Here is a 3,210-nt window from a genome sequence, read left to right on the forward strand (position 1 = left end):
GTGGCCCGCGCGAGGCGGGTTCGCGCGGGCCACGGAGGACGCTGTCAGCGCAGGTCGCGGCTGCGGAAGGCGGTGATGCCGACGGCGAGCAGCGCCACGGCGGTCGCGAGCAGCCACAGCAGCGGCTGCGCCTGGAATTCGGCGCCGGGCACCTTGGGCGGGTGGGCGAACGGCACGAGATCGAGCATCCAGTGCGGCAGGCCGTCGAGCGAGCCGACGAAGAAGATCACCACCATGGCGCTGAGCACGCCCCACGCGACCGGGGCGAACCGCGGTGCGAGACCGTAGAGCGCGACCGCGATGCCTGTGACGACCCACACCGCGGGCACCTGCACGGCGGCGGCGGCCGACGACTGGGAAAGTTTCGTCCCGAGGTCGCCGTCCGCCGCGCCGTAGACGATGCCGATCGCCACGCCCGAGACCAGCAGCGCCGCGGCGGGGCCGAGCAGCGCGAAGCCGATGTGGCTCAGCGCGTAGCGGACGCGGCCGACGGCACCGGACAGGGTGGCCTCGACCCGGGCGCTGGTCTCCTCGTCGTGCAACCGCAAGGCCGCGGAGATCGAGTAGGCGGACGCGGCCGCGGCGAGCATCGTGAGCGCGTAGGTGATGAAGGACTGCTGCAGCTGCTGTGAGCCGCCCATCCGGGTGACCATGTCCCGGATGGACGCGCTGCCGTCGAGCATGTCGCCGACGCTGTTCACCGCGCCGCCGATCAGCAGGCCGTAGAGCGCGAAGCCCACCGTCCACGCCAGCAGGGTGCCGCGCTGCAACCGCCAGGCCAGCCCGAACGGACCGGACAGGATCGCCGCCGCCGCGGACGGCCCCGGACGCTCGGCGATGAGCCCCGAACCGACGTCGCGGTTGCCGAGCAACGCGTACGCGACGCCGGTGCCCAGCACCGCGAGGGCGGCGAAGAGCAGCAGCACCCACCAGCGTTCCTCGGCGTACGGGCGGATCTGCAGTGACCAGCCGATCGGCGACAACCACGACAGCACACCGTTTCCGGCGTCACCGACCGCCCGTAGCGCGAACGCCGCGCCGAGTGCGCCGAAGGCCACGCCGCGCGCCACCCGCGCACCGGCGCTGACCTGGGCGGCGACCGCCGCGACGGCCCCCCAGACGATGCCGGACGCGGCCAGGGCGGCGCCGAAGGCCACCGATCCCGCGCCGGGCAGGTCGGTGCCGTAGAGAGACAGTGCGCACACGATCCCGGCGAGCAACGCGCCCGAATAGGTCATGATCAGGGTCGCGGTGAGACCGGCGTAGCGTCCGATGCTGGTGGCGCCCACCAGTTCCGCGCGGCCGGTCTCCTCCTCGACCCGGGTGTGCCGGATCACCGTGAGCACCGTGGCGATGGCGATCATGGTGTACATGGCGCCTGCTTTCCAGGTGCCGATCGACCCGAGCGCGGAGCTGAACACCGGGCCGTACATGGCGATCAGCGCGGGACTCGCCGCTGTGCTCCGCGCGAAGCTCTCCAGGGACGCTTGGTCGTCGTACAGACCCTTGATGCTGGCGACCTGGAACGCGGGCATCAGACCGATGAGCAGCGTCCACAGCGGCAGCACGATCCGGTCGCGCCGCAGGTACAGCCGCAGCAATCGCCCGGTGCCCGCGAAGTCGCCGGATACGCCGAATGCCCGCGCCGCCGTGGCGCGGCCGGCGATGGCGGTGGTCATGCTCGCACCTTCTCCCCGGTGGCCGCGCCGGACTCGGCGCCGTGCCCGTCGACGTGATAATGCCGCAGGAACAGCTCCTCGAGCGTGGGCGGCGTGCTGGTCAGGCTGCGCACGCCCGCGTCGCCGAGCACCCGGATGAACTCGCCGAGGTGCTCGTTGTCGACCTGGCAGCGCAGCGTGTGGTTATCGAGTTCGATGTCCTCCACGCCCGGGATGCGGCTCAGATCGCCTGGGTCGCTAATCAATTCGGCGGTGATCGACGTGCGCGACAGATGGCGCAGGTCAGACAGTGACCCGCTCTCCACCGTGCGCCCGGCGCGAATGATGGTGACCCGATCGCAGAGCGCTTCGACCTCGGACAGGATGTGGCTGGACAACAGGACGGTCGCGCCGCGCTCTCGCGCCTCGTGCACGCACTCCTGAAAGACCTGCTCCATCAGCGGATCCAGCCCCGAGGTCGGCTCGTCGAGCAGCACCAGCGGCGCGTCGGAGGCCAGCGCGGCGACCAGCGCGACCTTTTGGCGGTTGCCCTTGGAATAGGTGCGCGCCTTCTTGCGAGGGTCGAGCTCGAAGCGCTCGATCAGCTCGTCGCGCCGCTTCTCGTCGAGACCGCCCCGCATCCGGGAGAGCAGATCGATGGTCTCCCCGCCCGACAGCGACGGCCACAGCGTGACATCGCCCGGCACATAAGCCAATTCGCGGTGCAAGGCGACCGCGTCGGCCCACGGGTCGCGGCCGAACAGCCGAGCCTGCCCGCCGCTGGCGCGCAGGATGCCGAGCAGTACCCGGATGGTGGTGGACTTGCCCGCGCCGTTGGGGCCCAGGAAGCCGTGGATCTCGCCTTCGGCGACGGTGAGGTCGAGGCCGTCCAGCGCGGTGACGTGACCGAAAGTCTTGCGCAGAGCGCGGACTTCGATGATGTCGGACATCACTTCTCCTTGGTGAATGTGTCCAAGATCGTGGGATCGGTGAGCAGCCCTTGGGTGTAGAACTCCAGGGCCGGTGGGGTGAGTTCTTCGCTGAGTTCGCGAATCGCCTTGCGATAGTCGATCGTCTCGTCGCGGTGCTGGCGCATCTGCATGTACAGCATGGTTGCGCCGACGTTCAGCATCATCAGGTATCGGGCGCGCGCCGCCGGGTCGCGGCTGGGTTTGATCCCGCCCGCCTCGACCGCCTTCTCGAAGTATCCCTCGGCATCTGCGGCCATGTGCTCGAACAGTGATTCCGCCATCGGTCCGCCTGCCTGCAGGCTACGCACCATGTAGGCGACCAGCGGCGCGTACGACTCGATCTCGGCCAGGGCGTCGAGCATGCCCGCCTTCATCGACGACGCGGTGATCGCCTTGACCTTCTCGTCGCGGATCAACTGCAGCACCCGGTCGTCGCAGGCGGCGCGCAGGCCGTCCTTGGACCCGAAGTGATGGTTGACCAGGCCAGCCGAGACGCCGGCGGCGGCGGCGATCTTGCGGACTCCGACCTGGAATCCGTGTTCCCCGAACACCTCGATCGCGGTATCACGAATGCGCGCCGC

The 3,210-nt window shown here is 70.0% G+C and carries 3 protein-coding genes; all 3 read right to left on the minus strand.

Annotated elements, in window-relative coordinates:
- Positions 1 to 44: 44 nt before the first annotated feature.
- On the minus strand, positions 45 to 1,679 hold the full coding sequence (locus ACWEO7_RS38795) for an ABC transporter permease (protein ID WP_452430741.1): 1,635 nt from the start codon (positions 1,677 to 1,679) through the stop codon (positions 45 to 47).
- Complete coding sequence (locus ACWEO7_RS38800) at positions 1,676 to 2,608, minus strand: ABC transporter ATP-binding protein (RefSeq protein WP_452430743.1); 933 nt, start codon at positions 2,606 to 2,608, stop codon at positions 1,676 to 1,678. The genes ACWEO7_RS38795 and ACWEO7_RS38800 overlap by 4 nt, the downstream gene beginning before the upstream one ends.
- Positions 2,608 to 3,210 (minus strand): TetR family transcriptional regulator (locus ACWEO7_RS38805; RefSeq protein WP_452430745.1); only part of this gene is annotated, 603 nt, incomplete at its 5' end. The genes ACWEO7_RS38805 and ACWEO7_RS38800, both read right to left, overlap by 1 nt.

This window comes from Nocardia sp. NPDC004260 (assembly GCF_053603155.1).